Annotated in this window: 19 protein-coding genes; 12 read left to right on the top strand and 7 right to left on the bottom strand. The window is 70.5% G+C overall.

The window, feature by feature from the left end; all coding sequences use genetic code 11:
- The first annotated feature begins 39 nt into the window (after nt 1-39).
- From CJ010_RS01660 to CJ010_RS01620, 10 genes are all read left to right on the top strand, one after another.
- The gene (locus CJ010_RS01660; RefSeq protein ID WP_141016422.1) at nt 40-324 is read left to right on the top strand and encodes a phosphopantetheine-binding protein; all 285 of its coding nucleotides are present in this window, start codon (nt 40-42) and stop codon (nt 322-324) included.
- Complete coding sequence (locus tag CJ010_RS01655) at nt 324-980, top strand: hypothetical protein (protein WP_141016421.1); 657 nt, start codon at nt 324-326, stop codon at nt 978-980. The genes CJ010_RS01660 and CJ010_RS01655 overlap by 1 nt, the downstream gene beginning before the upstream one ends.
- A gap of 7 nt (nt 981-987) precedes the next feature.
- Nucleotides 988-2,343, top strand: coding sequence for an AMP-binding protein (locus CJ010_RS01650; protein WP_205754873.1), 1,356 nt, complete (start codon nt 988-990; stop codon nt 2,341-2,343).
- Nucleotides 2,344-2,368: 25 nt separating this feature from the next.
- The gene (locus CJ010_RS25245) at nt 2,369-2,674 is read left to right on the top strand and encodes a 3-hydroxyacyl-ACP dehydratase FabZ family protein (protein WP_205754872.1); all 306 of its coding nucleotides are present in this window, start codon (nt 2,369-2,371) and stop codon (nt 2,672-2,674) included.
- The gene (locus tag CJ010_RS01645) at nt 2,671-3,612 is read left to right on the top strand and encodes an acyl-CoA synthetase (RefSeq protein WP_141016420.1); all 942 of its coding nucleotides are present in this window, start codon (nt 2,671-2,673) and stop codon (nt 3,610-3,612) included. The genes CJ010_RS25245 and CJ010_RS01645 overlap by 4 nt, the downstream gene beginning before the upstream one ends.
- On the top strand, nt 3,609-4,199 hold the full coding sequence (locus tag CJ010_RS01640; protein WP_141016419.1) for a LolA-related protein: 591 nt from the start codon (nt 3,609-3,611) through the stop codon (nt 4,197-4,199). Before CJ010_RS01645 ends, CJ010_RS01640 begins: the two co-directional genes overlap by 4 nt.
- A complete protein-coding gene (locus CJ010_RS01635; protein WP_141016418.1) occupies nt 4,196-6,583 on the top strand; it encodes an MMPL family transporter in 2,388 nt (795 codons plus the stop codon). The genes CJ010_RS01640 and CJ010_RS01635 overlap by 4 nt, the downstream gene beginning before the upstream one ends.
- Complete coding sequence (locus CJ010_RS01630) at nt 6,580-7,278, top strand: hypothetical protein (RefSeq protein WP_141016417.1); 699 nt, start codon at nt 6,580-6,582, stop codon at nt 7,276-7,278. Before CJ010_RS01635 ends, CJ010_RS01630 begins: the two co-directional genes overlap by 4 nt.
- Nucleotides 7,279-7,428: 150 nt before the next feature.
- On the top strand, nt 7,429-8,244 hold the full coding sequence (locus CJ010_RS01625; protein WP_141016416.1) for a polysaccharide deacetylase family protein: 816 nt from the start codon (nt 7,429-7,431) through the stop codon (nt 8,242-8,244).
- Nucleotides 8,241-8,969, top strand: a complete 729-nt coding sequence (locus tag CJ010_RS01620; protein ID WP_141016415.1) for a trans-aconitate 2-methyltransferase — start codon at nt 8,241-8,243, stop codon at nt 8,967-8,969. The genes CJ010_RS01625 and CJ010_RS01620 overlap by 4 nt, the downstream gene beginning before the upstream one ends.
- Before the next feature lie 15 nt (nt 8,970-8,984).
- Here CJ010_RS01620 and CJ010_RS01615 read toward each other — a convergent pair whose 3' ends face one another.
- A complete protein-coding gene (locus tag CJ010_RS01615; protein ID WP_141016414.1) occupies nt 8,985-10,346 on the bottom strand; it encodes a GTPase/DUF3482 domain-containing protein in 1,362 nt (453 codons plus the stop codon).
- Nucleotides 10,346-11,770, bottom strand: a complete 1,425-nt coding sequence (locus CJ010_RS01610; protein WP_141016413.1) for a DUF2868 domain-containing protein — start codon at nt 11,768-11,770, stop codon at nt 10,346-10,348. Before CJ010_RS01610 ends, CJ010_RS01615 begins: the two co-directional genes overlap by 1 nt.
- Nucleotides 11,771-11,962: 192 nt before the next feature.
- Here CJ010_RS01610 and CJ010_RS01605 point away from each other — a divergent pair, with 192 nt between their 5' ends.
- Complete coding sequence (locus CJ010_RS01605) at nt 11,963-12,688, top strand: ferredoxin reductase (RefSeq protein ID WP_141016412.1); 726 nt, start codon at nt 11,963-11,965, stop codon at nt 12,686-12,688.
- 218 nt (nt 12,689-12,906) lie between these two features.
- On the opposite strand, the gene dksA is transcribed toward CJ010_RS01605, so the two are convergent.
- From dksA to CJ010_RS01580, 5 genes are all read right to left on the bottom strand, one after another.
- Nucleotides 12,907-13,308, bottom strand: a complete 402-nt coding sequence (dksA, locus tag CJ010_RS01600; RefSeq protein ID WP_205754956.1) for an RNA polymerase-binding protein DksA — start codon at nt 13,306-13,308, stop codon at nt 12,907-12,909.
- A 312-nt stretch (nt 13,309-13,620) separates the two neighbouring features.
- Nucleotides 13,621-14,106 carry a bacterioferritin gene (gene bfr / locus CJ010_RS01595; protein ID WP_141016410.1) on the bottom strand — a complete coding sequence of 162 codons (486 nt, stop codon included), beginning with the start codon at nt 14,104-14,106 and terminating at the stop codon, nt 13,621-13,623.
- A 162-nt stretch (nt 14,107-14,268) separates the two neighbouring features.
- Nucleotides 14,269-15,672, bottom strand: a complete 1,404-nt coding sequence (gene adeC, locus CJ010_RS01590; RefSeq protein WP_141016409.1) for an AdeC/AdeK/OprM family multidrug efflux complex outer membrane factor — start codon at nt 15,670-15,672, stop codon at nt 14,269-14,271.
- Between the two features lie 2 nt (nt 15,673-15,674).
- A complete protein-coding gene (locus tag CJ010_RS01585; protein ID WP_141016408.1) occupies nt 15,675-18,836 on the bottom strand; it encodes an efflux RND transporter permease subunit in 3,162 nt (1,053 codons plus the stop codon).
- Between the two features lie 11 nt (nt 18,837-18,847).
- Nucleotides 18,848-20,035 (bottom strand): efflux RND transporter periplasmic adaptor subunit, encoded by a 1,188-nt coding sequence (locus CJ010_RS01580; protein ID WP_141016407.1) that lies wholly within the window; start codon nt 20,033-20,035, stop codon nt 18,848-18,850.
- A gap of 237 nt (nt 20,036-20,272) precedes the next feature.
- Between CJ010_RS01580 and CJ010_RS01575 the strand changes: the two genes are divergently transcribed.
- Complete coding sequence (locus tag CJ010_RS01575; protein ID WP_141016406.1) at nt 20,273-20,917, top strand: TetR/AcrR family transcriptional regulator; 645 nt, start codon at nt 20,273-20,275, stop codon at nt 20,915-20,917.
- Nucleotides 20,918-20,941 lie beyond the last annotated feature (24 nt).

Genomic DNA, 20,941 nt, shown 5'->3' with positions numbered 1-20,941 from the left:
CGGGCACATCCGGCTCACGTTTCCCGCATCATCCCGACCATGACCCAAACCGTTCCCGCATCTGCCGATGCCGCCCTGCTCGCCGAAGTCGCCGCCCTGATCGTGGCGGCCCTCAATCTTGAAGTCCGGGCAGAGGACATCGAACCGGACGCGCCGCTCTACGGTGAAGGCCTGGGCCTGGACTCCATCGACATCCTCGAGGTCGCGCTGGTTGTCTCCAAGCGCTACGGCTTCTCGCTGCGTGCCGACAACGAGGACAACCTCAAGATCTTCGCCTCGCTGCGCAGCCTGGGCGACTACATCGCGACTCACCGGGTGCAGTGATGAAGCAAGCGCCGCTGCGCTACGGTCGCGCCGCCCTGGTGGCCGTAGCGTTCGTCGCCTACCTGCTGCTCGCCCACTTCACCACCGCATCCGGCGAACACGGCACGCTCGGCGCCCTGCTGGCGGTCGTCCCCTACATGGGCGCCGCGCTGCTGGTCGCCGCCAGGGCGCGCCACCGCCTGCCCGCGCTCGGCCTGTGGGCCGCGGCCGCCACGCTGCTGTGGCTGCGCTGGCCGGTGGTCGAGGCGCGTTTCGAATGGGTCTACCTGATCCAGCACGTCGCCACCTTCGGCCTGCTGGCAATCGGCTTCGGCCGCAGCCTGGGCAACGGCGAACCGATGATCACCCGCTTCGCCCGCCTGGTGCACGGCGAACTGGCGCCGGCGCTGGTGCGCTACACCCGCGGCGCCACGCTGGCGTGGACGCTGTTCTTCGTGGCGATGACGCTGAGTTCGCTCGGCCTCTTCTTCTTTGGCCCACTGCCGCTGTGGTCGCTGCTGGTGAACATCCTCACGCCGGTGCTGGTGGGCGTCATGTTCACCGGCGAATTCCTCGCCCGCCTGGTGCTGCTGCCCCCCGGCCTGCGTACCGGGCTGGTGGAGTCGGTGCGGGCCTGCGTGAATGCCAGCCGCCGCGCCACCCGGCCGCTGGCCTGATTACCGGATGTCTGCCGTGCTGCCGCTCGTTTCGCATACCTCACCGGATGACGTCGTCGCCTGGCGCAACGGCGAGGCCATCACCGTCCGCCATTTCATCGCCGACGTGCACACCGTGGCCGCGGCGCTTCCGGCGGGCCGCCACATCCTCAATGCCTGCACCGACCGCTACCGCTTCGCGGTCGGCTTTGCCGCCGGCATGGTGGCCGGACGCATCAGCCTGCTGCCCTCCACCTACACGCCCGAAACCCTGCGCCACCTGGCTGGCTTCGCGCCCGACACCACGGTGCTGACCGACGGCGACGTGGCCGACCTGCCGCTGCCCGCCATGCCCTTCCCGGCGCTGCACAGCCAGGTCGACGTGGCCGGCCCCTGCAACATTCCGCAGATCGAGGCCGAACGCCTGGTCGCCTGGGTGTTCACCTCCGGCTCCACCGGCACGCCGGTACCCCACCCCAAGACCTGGGGCCGGCTGGTGGTGAACGTGCGCGCCGAAGGCGTGGAGCTCGGCCTCGACCCCGCCCGCCCCGCCACCCTGGTCGGCACCGTGCCGCCGCAGCACATGTACGGCTTCGAATCGACCGTGCTGGTGGCACTGCAGAGTGGTGCCGCCTTCGACGCCGGCCGCCCCTTCTACCCCGCCGACATCGTCGCCACGCTGCAGCGCATGCCTGCGCCGGCGGTGCTGGTGACCACGCCCTTCCACCTGCGCACGGTGCTGGACGAAGGCCTGGCGCTGCCGCCGGTGGAACTGCTGGTGTCCGCCACCGCGCCGCTGCCAGCCGAACTCGCCACCGCCGCCGAGGCCGCCTTTGCGGCGCCGCTGCTGGAAATCTACGGCAGCACCGAAACCGGCCAGATCGCCACCCGGCGCTCCGCCGCCACCGCCGCCTGGCGGCTTTTCCCCGGCATCGAGCTCGAGCTGCGCGACGACGGCCAGACCTGGGCCGGCGGCGGCCACATCGAGCGCGCGGTGCCGCTGTCCGACGTGATCGAGCAGGTCGATGCCCGCCACTTCCTGCTCAAGGGCCGCAATGCCGACCTGGTGAACATCGCCGGCAAGCGCACCTCGCTCGGCTACCTCAACCAGCAACTGCTCGCCGTCCCCGGCGTGAAGGACGGCAGCTTCTACCTGCCGGACGACGGCAGTGACGCCCACATCGTGCGGCTGGCAGCCTTCGTCGTCGCCCCCGCGCTGGACAATGCGGCGCTGCTCGCCGCGCTGCGCGAGCGCATCGACGCGGTCTTCCTGCCGCGCCCCGTCGTCCGGCTCGACGCTCTGCCGCGCAACGCCACCGGCAAGCTGCCGCGCGAGACCTGCGCCGCGCTGCTCGCTGCCCACGCCGGCCGCGCGGCCAAATGAACGCTCGCCCGGGAGCGCCTGCACCATGAGCGGCACCTGCATGCTGACCATCGCCGCCGACCACCCCGCCTTCGCCGGCCATTTCCCCGGCCGTCCCATCGTACCCGGCGTGGTGCTGCTCGACGAGACCGTGATCGCACTCGAAGCCGCGCTCGGCGGCGGGGGGCCGTGGGCGCTGGGCAGCGCCAAGTTCCTCAGCCCGGTGACACCGGGCGAACCGGTCGAACTACGCTGGCAGGATCCCGGCCCGAGCGGCGCCATCGCCTTCAGCCTGACCAGCGGCGGACGCGCGGTGGCCAGCGGCACGCTGACGCCCGGCCCCGCACGATGAATTCCCGCTCCACGCCCGAACAGCGGCCGCCGGCAGCCACCACCGACTGGGCACGCCAGCCCGAGCGCAGCAACATGGCAATGCTGCGGCTGATGGCCTGGATCTCGCTACGCCTCGGCCGCCCCGCCGGGCGCGTGCTGCTGCACCTGATCGCCACCTACTTCCTGCTGTTCGCGCCGAGCGCCCGCCGCGCCTCGCGCGCCTATCTCGCCCGTGCCCTCGGCCGCCCCGCGCGGCTGGCCGACGGCTACCGCCATGTGCACGCCTTCGCCTCCACCATCCACGACCGCCTCTACCTGCTGAAAGACCGCTTCGAACTCTTCGACATCCGCATCGAGGGCGAGGAACTGATCGAAGCGGTGGTCGCCTCCGGCCGCGGCGCACTGCTGTTCGGCGCCCACCTCGGCAGCTTCGAGGTGATCCGCGCCGTCGGCCGCCGGCAGCCGGACCTGCGCATCGCGCTGGCGATGTACGAGGACAACGCGCGCCGCATCAACAGCCTGTTCGCCGCGATCAATCCCGAGGCGGCGCCGGAGGTGATCCCGCTCGGCAAGCTCGACGCCATGCTCAAGGTCCGCGCCCGGCTTGCCCAGGGCGCGCTGGTGGGTGTCCTCGCCGACCGCAGCCTGGAGGACGAGGACCGCGTGCTGCTGCCCCTGCTCGGCAGCCCGGCCGCGCTGCCCGACGGCCCCTTCCGCATGGCGGCGATGCTGGAAGCGCAGGTCATCTTCATGGCTGGCCTGTACCACGGCGGCAACCGCTACACCATCCGCTTCCTGCACATCGCCGATTTCGCCCGGGTGCCGCGCGACGGCCGCGATGCCGCCATCGCCGCCGCCATGCGCCGCTACGCCGACGCGCTCGAAACCTGTTGCCGCGAAGCACCGTCGAACTGGTTCAACTTCTTCGATTTCTGGGCCACGCCCACCGACCGATGATCCGCTACCTGCTCGCCCCGCTGCTGCTGGCGCTCGCCACCGCGCTGTCCGCTCTCGCGCTCCCCGCCCAGGCCACCGCCGCCTGGGATCTGGGCCAGCTGATGCAAGCCCTGGCCGGCAACGGCGGCGGCCGCGTGCGCTTCACCGAAACCCGCCACCTCGCCCTGCTGGACGCGCCGCTGGTCGCCACCGGCGAACTGGTCTACGTGGCGCCCGCCCGGCTCGAACGCCACACCGAAACCCCGGTGCGCGAAACCATGGTGCTCGACGGCGACACCCTGAGCCTGGACCGCGAAGGCCGCAGCCACACGCTCAAGCTGCGCGACTACCCGGAAGCGGCCGCGCTGATCGAAAGCATCCGCGCCACGCTGGCCGGCGACCGCAAGACCCTGGAGCGGACCTACGCGCTCAGTCTGTCCGGCAGCGCGACCCAGTGGGCGCTCGACCTGCTGCCGTCCGATCCGGCGGTGGCCAAGGTGGTGCTGCGCATCCGCGTCACCGGCAACCGCGGCATGGTGCGCGGCGTCGAGATCCAGCAGGCCGACGGCGACCGTTCGGTGATGCGCATCGAGCCGCCGGCCCGATGACGCGCCGCTACCGTCTGGCCGCCTTCGCCATCTGGCTGGCGCTGGTCGCCGTGCTGGCGGGGATCATCGCGCGCAGCCAGTTCACCGCCGACATGTCGGTCTTCCTGCCGCGCAACCCCACCCCCGAACAGCGTCTGCTGGTCGACCAGTTGCGCGACGGCATGGTGTCGCGCCTCATCCTGGTCGGCATTTCCGGCGGCGACGCGGACCAGCGCGCCAAGGTGTCGCAGTCGATGGCCGGCCGGCTGCACGGCGACACCCGCTTCGCCTCGGTGAACAACGGCGAGGCCGGCCACCTGGCGGCCGACCAGCGCTGGCTGTTCGACAACCGCTATCTGCTCAGCCCGGCAGTGACGCCGGAACACTTCAGCGTCGACGGCCTGCGCGCCGCGCTGCGCGACACCCTCGACCTGCTCGCCTCGCCCGCCGGCATGCTGGCCAAGCCGCTGGTGACGCGCGACCCGACCGGCGAGCTGATGACGCTGCTGCAGCAACTGGATGCCGGCAGCCAGCCGGCGCGCGACCCGGCCCATGGCGTGTGGGTGACGCGCGACGGCAAAACCGCGCTGATGCTGGCGCTCACCCGCGCCACCGGCGCCGACATCGACGCCCAGGAAGCGGCCATGGGCGCGCTCACGGCCGCCTTCGACGCCGCCCGCGGCAGCGGCGCCGAAGCCGCCGCGCTGCGGCTGGAGATGACCGGCCCGGGCGTGTTCGCAGTCGAATCGCGTGCCACGATCAAGCGCGAGGTTGAACGCATCGCCGCGCTCGGCACCGCGCTGGTGATCGGCTTCCTGCTGCTCATCTACCGCTCGCTGCCGGTGCTGCTGCTCGGCATGCTGCCGGTCGTCAGCGGCGCGCTCGCCGGCATCGTCGCGGTCAGCCTGGGATTCGGCGTGGTGCACGGACTCACGCTCGGCTTCGGCACCACGCTGATCGGCGAGGCGGTCGATTACGCCATCTACCTGTTCGTTCAGTCGAGCAACCGCCAGGACGACGATGCCGCGGAGCGCAGCGCCTTCTGGCCGACCATACGGCTGGGCCTGCTGACTTCGGTGGCCGGCTTCGTCGCCCTCCTCGCCTCCGGCTTTCCCGGGCTGGCCCAGCTCGGCCTCTACTCCATCGCCGGCCTGATCACCGCGGTACTGGTCACCCGCTTCCTGCTGCCGGCGCTGTTGCCCGCCGACTTCCGCCTGCGCGACGTCACCCCGCTCGGCCGCCGCCTGGCCGCGCTCGCCGCCGCCGCCGGCCGCCTGCGCTGGCTGGTGGTGGTGCTCGCCGCCGCTTCCGCGGCCGTGGTGGCGGCAAAGCACGACGGCCTGTGGAACAGCGAACTGCTGGCGCTGAGCCCGGTGCCGGCCAGCGCCCAGGCGCTGGACATGCGGCTGCGCACCGAGATGGGCGCGCCCGATGTGCGCTACCTGGTGGTGGTCGACGGTATCGACACCGACGCCACCCTGCGCGCGGTCGAAGCGCTGGCGCCGCGGCTCGACGCGCTGCGGGCCGAAGGCGTGATCGCCGCCTGGGACGGCCCCACCCGCTACCTGCCCAGCCTCGCCACCCAGCAGGCGCGGCGCGCCAGCCTGCCGCCGCGGGCGGAACTCGCCCGCCGCCTGGAAGCCGCCACCGCCGGCCTGCCGCTGCGCGCCGAACGCCTCACGCCCTTCCTCGACGAGGTCGATGCCGCCCGTGAGCGCCCGCCGCTCACCCTGCAAGGCATGACTGGCACCTCGCTGGCGCTGGCGGTCGAAGCCATGCTGATCCACACCGGGCACGGCGTGCGCGCGCTGCTGCCGCTGCGCGCGCCGGAGGACGGCAGCGACCTCATCGACGCCACCCGCGTGCGCGCCGCGCTGGCCGCCACCGGCGACGGCGCGCAGCCGCTCGTCCTCGACCTCAAGCAGGAATCCGACGCGCTCTACGCCGGCTACCTCGACGAAGCAATCACGCTGTCGCTCGGCGGCGTCGCCGCGGTGATCGTGCTGCTGCTGGTCTTCCTGCGCAGCCCGGTACAGGTGCTGCGGGTGATCCTGCCGCTGGCCGCCGCGGTGCTGGTGGTCACCGCCGGACTGGCGCTGGCCGGCAAGCAGCTCATCCTGCTGCACCTGGTCGGCATGCTGCTGATCGTGGCAGTCGGCTCCAACTACACGCTGTTCTTCATCCGTGCCGACGGCAGCCTGCCCGGCCCGCGCACGCTGGCCTCCTTGCTGTTCGCCAACCTCACCACCGTCTGCGGCTTCGGCCTGCTCGCCTTCTCCGACGTGCCGGTGCTGCAGGCGATCGGCATCACCGTCGGCCCCGGCGCGGTGCTGGCGCTGGTGTTCTCCGCCATGCTCGGCACCCACGGCCGGCGCCATCCGGCGCTGGCGGAAACGGCCGCATGAGCGCACTCCAGCCTCCTCCTCCGCCGCCACGCGAGCGCCTGCACGCCGTCGAGCTGCTGGCCGCCAGCCGGCCCGCGGCCGACGCCCTGGTGCTGCTCGCCGGCGCTTACGACGGCCCGCAGGATTTCATCGCGGCCGGCTTTGCCGACGCCCTGCGCGCAAGCGGCCTGGCGCTGGACCTGATCCTGGTGGAAAGCGATCTCGCCGCCGTGTGCGACGGCAGCCTGCCGCAACGGCTGCAGCGCGAGGTCGTCGAGCCGGCGCGCGCAGCCGGCCGCAGCCGCATCCACACCGGTGGCATCTCGATCGGCGGCCTGGCGGCGCTGATGCATGCCGACGCCTGCCCCGGCGACAGCGCAGGGCTGCTGCTGTTCGCGCCCTATCCGGGCAATCGCCTGGTCACCGGCGAAATCGCCGCGGCCGGCGGTCTGGCCGGCTGGCCGGCCGCCGACGACTACCCCGCCAACGACGAACGCCGCGGCTGGCGCGCGCTGCAGCGCCTGGCGGCCGGCGGCGACACACCGCTGTGGCTGGGCTACGGCGGGGACGACCGCTTTGCCAAGGGCCACGCGCTGATGGCGGCGGTACTGGCGGACGAAGCCCGCTGCACCCTCCCCGGCGGCCACGACTGGCCGACCTGGCTGGCCCTGTGGCAACGCGCACTCGACTGGCTCGGACCGCGCCTGCACGGCTGAGTCGTCGCACGGGACTATCCACGCAGCGGTCATCGCGACGTCGCCATCCGCAGTTACAATCGCGCCAGCCTGAAACCCGCCCCACGCTCGCCGCAGCGGCCGCCCCCACGAGCGGCCCGCCATCGGTGAGCCCGCTCAGCGCAGACCGACATGCATGCCGCACCCACCTCCCGCCGCTGGCGCCCGACGCCGCTGATCCTTGCGACCGCGCCCATCCACCTGGCGGCGGTGGCGGTGCTCGTGTTCGCACCGGCGCAATGGGCCTGGGCGATCGCCGCGGTGGCGCTGAACCACGCCGCACTCACTTTGGCCGGGCTGTGGCCGCGCAGCCGCCTGCTCGGCCCCAACTGGACGCAGCTGCCAGCCGCCGCCGCCGCACGCGGCGAGATCGCCATCACCATCGACGACGGACCCGATCCGGCGGTGACACCGCAAGTGCTCGACCTGCTCGACGCCGCCGGCGCCCGCGCTACCTTCTTCTGCATCGGCGAACGCGCCGCCGCCCAGCCGGCGCTGGTGGCGGACATCCTGCGCCGCGGCCACGACGTGCAGAACCACTCGCAGTTGCACCGCAAGACCTTCTCGCTGTTCGGCCCGCGCCGCATGGCGCAGGACATCGCCGCCGCGCAGCACACCTTTGCCCGCCTCACCGGCCGCGCGCCGCGCTTCTTCCGCGCGCCGGCCGGCCTGCGCAACCCTTTCCTCGAACCGGTGCTCGCCCGCCATGGCCTGACCCTGGCGAGCTGGACCCGGCGCGGTTTCGACACCCGCGAAGGCGACGCCGACACGGTGCTCGCCCGCCTCACGCGCAATCTCGCCGGCGGCGACATCCTGCTGCTCCACGACGGCCACGCCGCCCATACCCGACAAGACCGGCCGGTGATCCTGGAAGTACTGCCGCGCCTGCTCGACGCCGTCCGTGCCGCCGGACTGCGCCCCGTGACCCTGACTGCCTGCCTAGAATGAGTTCGTCCTTCCGCAAGCGGCTGCTCGACGCCGCCACCGCCCCCTACCGCCAGGCCGGGCACTTCGCCTGGCATTTCGCCCGCGGCAAGCTCGGCCGCGATCCGATCTTCTTCAGCCTGCTGCGCCACGGCCTGGTGCCCGACCCGGCGCAGGTGCTGGACCTCGGCTGCGGGCAGGGCCTGCTGTCGAACTGGATCACCGCCGCCCGCCGCCTTCATGCCGACGGCCACTGGCCGGCGGACTGGCCGGCGCCACCGCAGCTGCAGGGCTACCGCGGCATCGAGCTGATGCAGAACGACGTCGACCGCGCCACCCCGGCGCTGCCGCCCGGCGCGGTGGTCGAGCAGGGCGACATGCGCCATGCCGCCTTCGGCCAGGCCAACGTGGTCTTCATCCTCGACTGCCTGCACTACGTCGACACCACGGCGCAGAACGCGGTGCTGGCCCGCGTACGGGACACCCTGCTGCCGGCCGGACGGCTGATCATGCGCGTGGGCGACGCCGGCGCCGGCCTGCCCTTCCACCTCTGCAGCTGGGTGGACCGCATCGTCACCACGGTGCGCGGCCACCGCCTCGGCACGCTCTACTGCCGCCCCGCGGCCGACTGGAAGGCGACGCTGGAGGCGCTGGGCTTCGCGGTGCAGACCATGCCCATGGACGCCGGCACGCCCTTCGCCAACACCATGCTGATCGGTTCGCTCGGCGGCAGCCCGGCCCGCCGCTGAATCCCCGCGTCGCGCTCAGGCGCGCTGCCCGAGCGCTTCGGCGAGCGTTCCGATTGCTGCCTCGCGCGCGCCGTCGCCCACCCCGGTCGCCCATTCCGGATGCGCGCGTGCACGCTGCAGCGGGTCGGGCAAGCTGCCCTGGCGCCAACGCCGGGCCTCCGGGTCTTCGAGCGCGAGCGGCGCCTGCGCCGCATGCCCGCGCCCCTCCAGCGCCGCCAGCAGCATGCGCTGGCGCACCGCGAGCAGGCGCAGGATGGCATCGTCCACCGTCAGTTCGCGCTGCCCGCGCACGCCGGCGATCAGGCGCTGGCCATACTCGCCCACGGTCTGCCACAGGCCGCCGGCCAGCGCACCGAGCGCCGCCGCCGCGCCCAGGGTCAGCCCGCCCGCCAGCAGATCTACCCCCACGCCGGCCGCCGCCCCCGCCGCCGCCCCGGTGCCAAGCTTCACGCCCAGCTGGCGCAGGGTCTCCGGGTTGAAGAGGTCGGCCTCCCAGCGGCCGGCACCGAGCGGCAGCCCCGCGCTGCGCACGTCGTCCGGGCGGAAGCGGTAGAGGCGCAAGAGCGCGTCGACGCAGGCCTGCTCGCGCGCGCGCACCGCATCGCGCAGCGCGGCGGTGGCCGCTGCCATGGCCGCCTCGGTCGGCGCCACCGTCTCGCGCCGCGCGGCAAGCTCGACCAGCATCGTCGCCACCAGCCGCCGCGCCGCCAGCCGCCGCACTTCGGCCTCGCGCGTGCGCGCCGCGATCAACCGCTGCAGGGCCGGCCGGCCGTCGTGCAACAGGGTGGCGAGCACCTCGAACAGCTCGCGCTCGCCATCGATTTCCGGGGCCACGGTGTCGAAGCTCACCACCGCATGCAGGCCGAGGCGGGCGAGCGCAGCACGCCAGTCCTGCGGCCGGGCGTCGGCGGCGCGCACGAAGTTGAGCACGGGCAGCAAGGGACGGGCACAGCCGGCGAGGATGTCGAGTTCGTCGCGGTGCTTGGGCAGTACCGGATCGCGCGCATCGATGACATAAAGCCCGGCGTCGCTCGCCAGCAGCTGACGCAGCACCTTGGCCTCCTGCTCGAAACGGCCGGCGGCGTCGGACGTGGCCAGGAAGCGCTCGACACGCGCCGGGCCATCGACACGTTCGCCCGCCGCCACCAGGCCGTCGAGCCGCTCCAGCAACGCGATGGCGTCCTCCATGCCGGGCGTATCGAACAGTTCGACCAGCGCCTCGCCGTCGGCGAACAGGCGCAGGCCTTCGACGTGGCGCGTCGTTCCGGCGCAGTCGGACACCTCGCCGAAGTCGACGTCGTGCGCCAGCGTGCGCAGCAGCGAGGTCTTGCCGGTATTCGTGTGGCCGACCACGGCGATGCGCAGCGGGGCGGCCATCAGGCGGTCTCCAGCCAGGCGCGGGCAGCGCGCTCGTCGCCCAACAGGTCGATGCCGTAGGGATCCAGCCCCGCCTGCCACTGCGCCAGCCGGTCGGCCGCGCCTGCCGGCCGCAGCGCCCACACCCGTGTTTCGCCGGCCAGCGCGGCGAGTTCCGCGATCAGGCCCAGGCTGCCGCGATCCGGCGTCTGGCGCGCATCGACGGCGATCAGCAGGCGCCGCGGCGTCTGCGCCCGCAATCGTGCCAGCCACGCACCGCGCTGCTCGCGGCTGTCGAGCCGGCCGTCCGTATCGTCCCCCGGCGCCGGCAGGAAGGCAGGCGGCCAGAACAGGTCGGTGCCGAGCTCGAGCGCCAGCGCAACGCCGCCGCTGCCCCCGCCTTGCCCACGCTGCCCGCATGAGCGCGGCGACAGCGGCGGCGCCGGATCGCTGACGCCGAGGCGGACGCTATCCGGCAGCAGGCGTGCCTGCAGCACGGCGTAGCCCGGCTGCGCCAGATCGAGCCGCAGGCCGGCGCAGGCGCGCCACCACAGCAAGGCACAGAGCGCCGCCAGCAGCAGGCGCGGAATCAGGCCATAGACCAGCAGGCAGCCGAGCAGCCAGCCCGCCCAGGCACGCCGGCCCGCTTCATCGAGGGCAGCGCCCGCCATGCCGCTGGCCGCCACCGTGGCGGCATCCGGCACCGGAAAGCCGAGTGCCGCCGGAAGATGGCCCAAGGCAGCGCCGACGCCGACGAACGCATCGGCCGGCAGAATGGTGGTCTCCCACAAGAAGCCATAGCGCCGGGTGGCGAACAGCAGCAGCGCACCGGCGCTGGCGCCGATGAGCGCCAGCGCCCACAGCCCGTGGTTGATCGCGCCCAACCCCCAGCGCAGGCTGCGCCCTGGTGCCAGCAGGCCGGCCAGCGCCGTCGGCAAGGCAGCGGCTGCCGGGCTGCGGTCCAGCGCCGCCAGCACGCTAGCACCGACGCGACCGGGCAAACCGCCGCCCGCTGCCGCTCCCAGGCCGGCCCCCGCCAGCATCAGCCCCATTACCCACAACAAGAGGCTCAGCAGATGCACACCCAGCAGCCCGCCGAGCGCCCACACCACATTCACCGGCCGGCTGGCGTCGCCGAGTACGCCGGCCGCTGCGGCATAACCGATGACAAGGGCCAGCAGCGCGGCCAGCGCCAGCAGCAGGCGCACATGCATGCTGCTGCGCAGGATGGCGTCGCGCCAGCCCTCACGTGCGCCGAGAACCTCGGCGCGCGCTAGCACGCGGGCCTCGAACTCGGCTGGCGCTGCCAGCGCCGCCGCCAGGGCCGCGCTGTCCTCCAGCGTGCCGTGGGCTTCCTCCTGGCGCCGTACGGTCTCCGCCAGCCAGCGTACCTGCAGTGCGGAAAGGGGGCGCGCAAGCAGCGGACCGGTGAATGCAGATGGCATCGGTCACTCCGCCCTGCAGGGTAGCGGGCGCCGCCAAGGCGCCGGAGAGGGATACATGTTCATCTGCTCAGAATATCGCCGCTAGCCGCCCGACGCACGGCCGAGCCAGCCGCGTGGGAGCGGGTCCGCGAATTGCTTTGTGGATGGCAGCAAAGCTCAGACAAGTTCAAACAAGGTACCGAGGAGACAGCCATGTTGGTGCGCGCGCCCTCACCCCCAGTTCATGCCGATACCATACCGGTACGCGTCCGCAGCCTGCGTGACGAGGCCCGCGACATCCGCAGCTTCGAGTTTGAGGCGCTCAGCGGCAGGACCCTGCCCGCGTGGACGCCCGGCGCCCACATCTTCGTCCATGCCGATGGCAATGCCCGCGCCTACTCGCTGTGCAGCCTGCCGGGGGAAACCTCGACCTACCGCGTCGCGGTCCGGCACGCCGGCGCAGCGTCGGGCAGCGTGCCGGCGCGGCTGCGTGCGCTGCATCCGGGCGACCGCCTGGCGGTATCCACACCACAGAACAGCTTCGCCCTCGATGACAGCGCCGAACGCCACTTGCTGATCGCGGGCGGCATCGGCATCGCGCCGCTGTTGTCGATGTTCCGCGCACTCGAACGGGGCGGCAGATCCGCCGAACTGCACTACTTTGCCCGCAGCGAGGAAGATGCCGCCTTCCTCGCCGAACTCGAAGGTGCCCGCATGCGCGGCACCCTGCACTGCCACTTCGGCTTGAACGCGGCCGCCACGGCCGCCCGCCTGCAGGGTGTGTTCGCCACTGCGGTGCCGTCGGGGCATGCCGGACTGACCGTATATACCTGCGGACCGGCGGGGCTGATGGCGGCGGTCACCGATGCGGCGACGGCCAACCGGCTGGCCGCACGGCACCTGCGCCAGCAGTACTTCGGCCCCGGACCGGAACGCTGATGCACCGGCAGTGCCACAGCCGCACACGCCGCACCCGATAGGCGGGTCGGAGCGGGATACCGGCAACCGAGGGGCGGCGATGAAGAAAGGATGGGCCGCCCGGACGCGCAGCAGGCGGTGGCGCAAAGGCGCGCGGCAGGCGCGGACGCCGCCGCGGTCAGACCGCGGCGACCTTCCGGAGACGACGACAGGGAGCCAGGCCGGAGCCCGGCGACCACTCAGCCGCCATGCATCTTCTTGAGCTTCTCGCGGCGCTCCTGCGCTTCGAGGCTCAGCGTTGCAGTCGGGCGGGCAAGCAGGCGACCGATGCCGATCGGCTCGCCGGTTTCCTCGCACCAGCCGTAGCTGCCGTCGTCGATGCGACCGATCGCTTCCTCGATCTTCTTCAGCAGCTTGCGCTCGCGGTCACGCACGCGCAGTTCCAGGGTGTGCTCTTCCTCGACGCTGGCGCGGTCGGCCGGATCGGGGGTGGCGGCGTTTTCCTGGAGGTGGGTGGTGGTCTCGTGCGCAGCGTCGAGCAGGGTCTTCATTTCCTTTTCGAGCAGGCTGCGGAAGAAGGCGAGCTGGCGCGGCGACATGTAGTCGTCTTCCGGAGCCGCACGCAGTTCGGCTTCCGTCATCAGGGGAGTCAGCACGTCGTTCATGGAGAAATCCTCACGCTTGCTTCCGGCCGGGTGATGAGACCGGACCGGAAAGAAATTCCCGAACACCATCGGGTTCGAACCCGGGCAAGGCATTCACGTCGTTGAGCAATCCGGCACGATACCGGGCCTGTATTACGTAGGGCGTCGCCCATGTTCCTGCCTGCGGGCAGGGTCTGTGGACGCTCACCGGACGGGATACTCCCAGCGATGGCGCATTAAGGCAAGTCATACGTGCATGCCGCCGCGCCATCCGCCGCCCGCCGCCGCAAGACAGCGGGCGGGACCGGCTCAGGCGCCGGGCGTACCCGTCTTCATCTGCGACTGCAGGTAGTTCTGCAGTCCGACCATCCCGATCAGGCGCAGTTGCTGCTCCAGCCAGTGGGCGTGGTCTTCCTCGGTGTCGGCCAGCATCTTCAGCAGGATGTCGCGGCTCACGTAGTCCTGCTCGGTCTCGCACAGCGCCATCGCCGCGCGCAGGTTGTCGACCACCTTGTATTCGACCGCCAGATCCTTGGCAAAGATCTCCGGTAGATCCTTGCCGACGCTGATCTTGGCCGGCGTCATCTTCGGCGTGCCTTCGAGGAAAAGGATGCGGCAGATCAGGTCGGAGGCGTGCTGGGTTTCGTCCTCCATCTCGTGCGCGATGCGCTCGGCGGCATGGTGCAGGCCCCACTCGGCGAGCATGCGGCTGTGGATGAAGTATTGGTCGCGGGCGGCGAGTTCATCGACCAGCAGCGCGTTGAGCGCGGAGATGACCTTGGTTTTTCCCTTCATGGCGGGGCTCCGGAAGACGGTGAAGATCGAGGCGGGGGTGGCCGGCGCCTCGTTCCGGGCCGGCCTGGGCGACATTCTAGCAGCGACGCGTGACCGGAAGCCCCATGAAAGGGGGCGTCCAGCCTGCGCCGGACGCCCCTGTCATGACCTCACCGCCGCGGCTTACTGCCAGCCGCCGCCGAGCACCTTGTAGAGCGCGACGCGATTGGCGACGTCGGACAAGCGCACCGTGATCAGCGCCTGTTCGGCGCTGTAGAGCGTGCGCTGGGCGTCGAGCAGGCCGAGGTAGCTGTCGACGCCGCTGCGGTAACGCGCCTCCGACAGCTTGTAGGTCTCGGCGGTGGCCTCCACCAGCGCGCGCCGGGCGTCGAGCTCGTCGCCCAGCGTGGCGCGCTCGGCGAGCGCATCCGCCACCTCGCGGAAGGCGCTCTGGATCGACTTCTCGTAGTCGGCGACCGCGATCTCGCGCTGCACCTTGGCCACCTCGAGATTGGCGCTGAGCCGCCCGGCCTCGAAGATCGGCAGATTGATCTGCGGCGCGAAGCTCCAGGTGCCGCTGCCCGACTTGAACAGGCCTTCGAGCGTGGCGCTGGCGGTGCCGGCGGCGGCCGTCAGCGTGATGCTGGGGAAGAAGGCCGCACGCGCCGCGCCGATGCTGGCGTTGGCGCCGCGCAGCTGACGTTCGGCGGCGAGGATGTCGGGGCGGCGCACCAGCACTTCCGAGGGCACGCCGGCAGGCAGCTCGCCGACGGCGCTGACGGTGTCGGTGAGCTGGGCCGGTTGCAGTTCGGCCGGCACCGTGGTGCCGGCCACCAGGTTGAGCGCATTGAGGTCGCGCGCGACCTGCGCGGTATAGCTCGCCAGGTCGGCCCGGGCGCTGTCACGCGCCGTCTGGGCCTGGCGCAGGTCGATCGCCGACACCGCGCCGAAGTCGAAGCTCTTCTTGGTGAGCTCGTAGGACTGCTGCTGGGCCTCGTAGGTGCGGCGGGCGAGATCCAGCCGCTCGCGGTCGGCCGCCAGCGTCAGCCAGGCATTGGCGACCTCGGCAACGAGGCTGATCTGGGCACTGCGGCGGGCATCCTCGGTGGCGAGGTATTGCTCCAGCGCCTGGTCGCGCAGGCTGCGCACCCGGCCGAAGAAATCCAGCTCGTAGCTGGAGAAGCCCACCGTGGTGCTGTACTGGCGCGAAATGCGCGGCTCGCCGGTGGTGGTGAGATCGCCCGGCAGGCGCTGGGCGCTCTGGCCACCGGACAGGCCGATGGACGGGAACAGGTCGGCACGCTGGATCTGGTACTGCGCGCGCGCCTTCTCGATGTTGAGCGCCGAGACGCGCAGGTCGCGGTTGTTGGCCAAGGCGAGGTCGATGAGGTCGCGCAAGCGCTGGTCGGCAAAAAAGCTGCGCCAGGCGATCTCGTCGGCCGCCGGGGTGCCGGCGGCTGGCTGGGCGACCTCGCCCGGCCAGCCGGCCGCCACCGGTGCCGCCGGGCGCTGGTAGTCCGGCGCGAGCGTCGAGCAGGCGCCCGCCAGCACGGCGGCGACGGCAATTACTAGGGTTTTCAACGGCATGGTCAGTGCTCCTGCGTGGCCACGGTGGCGTTGTTGTCCGCGGTGGCCGGCTTGTCCTTGAAGACGCGCTTGATCGCCACGTAGAACAGCGGGATGAAGAAGATGCCGAGCACGGTGGCTGAGATGGTGCCACCGAGCACGCCGGTACCGATCGCGTTCTGGCTGCCCGAACCGGCACCGGTGCTGATCGCCAGCGGCAGTACGCCGAGGCCGAAGGCGAGCGAGGTCATCAGGATGGGGCGCAGACGCATCCGCACCGCTTCCAGCGTGGCATCGATCAGGGCCTTGCCTTCCTTCTCCATCTGTTCCTTGGCGAATTCCACGATCAGGATCGCGTTCTTCGCCGACAGGCCGATGGTGGCGAGCAGGCCGACCTGGAAATAGACGTCGTTGGACAGTCCGCGACCGGTGGCGGCGACGATGGCGCCGAGCACGCCGAGCGGCACCACCAGCATCACCGCGAACGGCACCGACCAGCTCTCGTACAAGGCCGCCAGGCAGAGGAAGACGACGATCAGCGACAGGGCATACAGCGCCGGCGCCTGCGAACCCGAACGGCGCTCCTCGAACGAGGTGCCGGTCCATTCGTAGCCGATGCCCGGCGGCAGCTTGGCGATGATTTCCTCCACCGCCGCCATCGCGTCGCCCGACGACACCCCCGGCGCGCCCTGACCGAGGACTTCGACCGAGGACTGGCCGTTGTAGCGCTCCAGGCGCGGCGAGCCGTAGGCCCAGTGGCCGGATGCGAACGCGGACAGCGGCACCATCTCGCCGGCCTTGTTGCGCACGTACCAGCTGTTCAGATCCTCGGGGCGCATCCGGCTGCCGGCATCGGACTGCAGATAGACCTTCTTGATGCGGCCGCGATCGAGGAAGTCGTTCACGTACACGCCGCCCCATGCAGTCGACAGCGTGGCATTGATGTCGGACACCGACACGCCGAGCGCACCGGCCTTGGCATGGTCGATGTCGAGCACGTACTCCTGCATGTCCTCCTGGCCGTTCGGGCGCACCGCCACCAGGCGCTTGTCCTGCGCCGCCATGCCGAGGAACTGGTTGCGGGCGGCGATCAGGGCGTCGTGGCCGAGGCCGGCGCGATCCTGCAGCTGCACGTCGAAGCCGTTGGAGGTGCCGAGTTCGATCACCGCCGGCGGCACGAAGGCGAACACCATCGCCTCGCGGATCTGCGAGAAGGCCGCCATGGCGCGTCCCGCCACCGCCTTGACGTTGCCCGCCGGACCCTTGCGTTCGTCCCAGTCGCGCAGGTGGACGAAGCCGATGGCCATGTTCTGGCCGCTACCGGCAAAGCTGAAGCCGGCCACGGTGAAAATGGACTTGGCGTAATCCTTCTCGTTTTCCAGGAAGTGGTGTTCGACCTTCTTGAGCACTTCGATCGTACGTTCCTGGGTCGCACCGGCCGGCAGCATCACCTGGGTGAACATCACGCCCTGGTCTTCTTCCGGCAGGAAGGAGGTCGGCATGCGCATGAACAGGAAGGCGAGCACGCCGAGGATGACCGCGTAGATCAGCAGGAACCGTCCGGTACGGCGCAGGATGCCGCCGACCGCCGATTCGTAGCGCGCGGTGTTGCGCGCGAACATGCCGTTGAACCAGTGGAAGAAGCCGGAGAACCAGCCGCCCTCGGAGTGATCGTGCCCCTTCTCCACCGGCTTCAGCATGGTCGCGCACAGCGCCGGGGTGAACACGATGGCCACCAGCACCGACAGCCCCATCGCCGAGACGATGGTGATCGAGAACTGGCGATAGATCACACCGGTGGAGCCGCCGAAGAAGGCCATCGGCACGAACACCGCCGACAGCACCAGGCCGATGCCCACCAGCGCGCCGGTGATCTGGCCCATCGACTTCCTGGTGGCTTCCTTGGGCGACAGGCCTTCCTCGCTCATGATCCGCTCGACGTTCTCGACCACGACGATGGCGTCGTCCACCAGCAGGCCGATCGCGAGCACCACGCCGAACATGGTCAGCGTGTTGATCGAGAAGCCGAAGGCGGCCATCAGGCCGAAAGTGCCGAGCAGCACCACCGGCACCGCGATGGTCGGGATCAGCGTGGCGCGGATGTTCTGCAGGAACAGGAACATCACCAGGAACACCAGCACCACCGCCTCGATCAGGGTCTTCACCACCTCTTCGATCGACAGCCTGACGAAGGGGGTGGTGTCGTAAGGCGTGACGATCTCGACCCCTTCCGGGAAGTAGTTCGCCATGTTGTCGAGCGCCTTGCGCACCGCGCCTGCGGTCTCGAGCGCATTGGCCCCCGCGGCGAGCTTGATGCCGATGCCCGCCGCCGGCTGGCCGTTGTAGCGCGCGGTGGTGCCGTAGCTCTCGGCGCCGACCTCGACCCGGGCGACGTCACGCAGTCGCACCTCGCCGCCCTGAGCGGACGATTTCAACAGGATATTCTCGAACTGCTCGACGGTCTGGAGCCGGCTTTGCGCGGTGATCGACGCGGTGAAACCCTGCCCCGGCAGCGCCGGCGTGCCGCCCAGCTGGCCGGCCGACACCTGGGTGTTCTGCGCTTCGAGCGCGCTGCGCACGTCCGACGGCATCAGCTTGTAGTTGTTGAGCTTGGCGGGATCGAGCCAGATCCGCATCGCATACTGCGAACCGAACACCTGCACCTCGCCCACGCCGGTGACCCGCGACAGCGGATCCTGCACAGTGGAAGAGAGGAAATCCGACAGGTCGTTGGCGCTCTGGCTGCCGTCCTTGGAAACGAAGCCGAGCACCATCAGGAAGTTGCGGGTGGATTTCGCCACCTGCACGCCCTGCTGCTGCACCGCCTGCGGCAGCAGCGGCAGGGCCGTCTGCAGCTTGTTCTGGACCTGCACCTGGGCAATGTCCGGATTGGTGCCGGCATTGAAGGTGAGCGTGATGGTGACGCGGCCGTAGGAGTCGGAGGTCGAGCCCATGTAGAGCAGTCCGTCCAGGCCGGTCATCTTCTGCTCGATGACCTGGGTGACGGAATCCTCCACCGCCTTGGCCGTGGCACCCGGGTAGGTGGCGTTGATCGCGATCTGCGGCGGCGCGATCGCGGGGTACTGGGAAATCGGCAGTCCGAGAATGGACAGGGCGCCGGCCAGCATGATGACGATGGCGACCACCCACGCGAAGATGGGTCTGTCGATGAAGAAACGGGCCATGGTTCAGCTCCTCAATTGGCCTTGGCCGGTGCGGCGGCGGGCGCGGCGGCAACCACGTCCTGTACCTGGACCTGGGCACCCGCACGGACCTTCTGCAGGCCCTCGACGATGACGCGGTCGCCGGCCACCAGGCCTTCGCTCACCACCCACTTGTCGCTGAGCGAACGTTCGGCCTTGACCATCCTGGCTTCGACCTTGCTTTCGCCGTTGACCACCATCGCCACCGCATTGCCGCGCGCATCGCGGCTGACGCCGGCGTGCGGCACCAGCACCGCATCCTGGCGGATGCCCTGGGCGAAGCGCGCACGTACGTACATGCCGGGCAGCAATTCGTTCTTCGGGTTGGGGAAGACGGCGCGCAGGGTCACACTGCCTGTGCTGGTATCGACCGACACCTCGGAGAATTCCAGCTTGCCCTCGGCCGGATAGACGCTGCCGTCCTCCAGTACCAGCTGCACCTTGGCAGCGTCCGCGCCGGCACGCTGCAGCTTGCCGCCGGCGAGGTTGCGCTTGAGCGCCAGCAACTCGGTGCTGGATTGCGTCACGTCCACGTAGATCGGATCGAGCTGCTGCACCGTGGCCAGCGCGCCCTCCTGGTTGGCGGTCACCAGCGCACCCGGCGTCACCGCAGAGCGGCCGATGCGGCCCGGGATCGGCGCGCTGACGCGGGTGAACTCGAGGTCGATGCGCGCCTTGTCCACCGCCGCGCGGGCCGCCGCGACATCGGCCTCGGCCTGCTTGAGCGCCGCGATGGTGTCGTCGTTGGCCTGCTTGCTGACGGCATTGATCCTGGCGAGATCGGCGTAACGCTCGGCCTTCAGGCGGGCGGTGTAGAGATTGGCCTCGGCACGCGCCAGACTGGCCTTGGCGCTGTCCTGGGCGGCCTGGTAGGTGGCTGGGTCGATCTGGTAGAGCAGCTCGCCGGCCTTGACCTCGCTGCCCTCGCGGAAGGCGCGTTTCTTGACGATGCCGGTGACCTGCGGGCGCACTTCGGCGATGAGGTAGGGCGAGGTACGGCCCGGCAGCTCGGTGGTCAGTTCGACCGCCTGCGGCTGCACCGTGACGATACCGACGGTGGGGGCGCCGCCGCCCTGACCGGCCGCCGGCGTCTGCTGGCCACCGCTGCAGGCGGCGAGAACCAGCGTACTGAACAATGCTGCAGCGAGGGGCTTGAACAGCAGGGAGGGAGGGGTCTGCATCGGTAGCCTCGTGTTGGTTGGCGTCGGCGGCAGGGCGGTTGGCACCTCCAAGGGACCTATGACCTCACCTCTGCCGTCGACTGGGTAGAACGCCCGGGCACACTGCAACCGATGCGTTCGATATTTTACTTTTGAAATAGAACGTTCGTTCTAGATTGAACGCTCATTCTATGTTAGGCTTTATTGCAGTGCAAGATCATTAGAAGACATTCTCATTTCCGCCCGGGAGACAGCCACATGACCGCGGACCACATCCCCCCCGCCGACCAGCCGCGCGCCGAAGCGCGCCGCGCCCAGATCCTCGAAGCCGCGGTGGCATGCTTTCGCGCACACGGTTTCCACGGTGCCAGCATCGCGCAGATCTCCAAGACGGCAGGCATGAGCGCCGGCCACATCTATCATTACTTCGAGAACAAGGAGGCGATCATCGCCGCCATTGTCGAGCGCGATCTTGAACGTCTGCTGACACTGTCGGCGGAAATGCGTTCCGCCCGCGACGTGCTCGAAGCGATGATCGAACGCGCTGCCGAAGGCGTGCGTGACAACCTCGACCCGGAAAGCGCCGGGCTGAAGCTGGAAATCGTCGCCGAAGCCTCGCGCAACCCGCGCATGGCCGAAATCGTGCGCAATGCCGACAAGCTGTGCGCGGCCAGCCTCGCCGAGACGCTGCGCACGATGCGGCGCAACTGCGGGCATCATGACGACGAGGCCGAGATCGCCGGCCTGACCGAAGTCCTCGCGGCGATGTTCGGCGGCCTGCTGGTGCGCAGCGTGCGCAACCCCGGCCTGGATCAGGACATGGTGACCCGCATGTTCCAGCGGGTAATCCGCTTTCTCGTCACCGAAACGCTGTCACCCGCCGCCGAAAAACCAGTGCACTGAGGCGGGCTGTCGCCCCGCCCCCAA

The organism is Azoarcus sp. DD4 (genome assembly GCF_006496635.1).
In the GTDB taxonomy this organism is placed as follows: Bacteria; Pseudomonadota; Gammaproteobacteria; order Burkholderiales; family Rhodocyclaceae; genus Azoarcus.
Note: the sequence above shows the minus strand (reverse complement) of the source record. Positions and strands in the feature narration are given on the sequence as shown.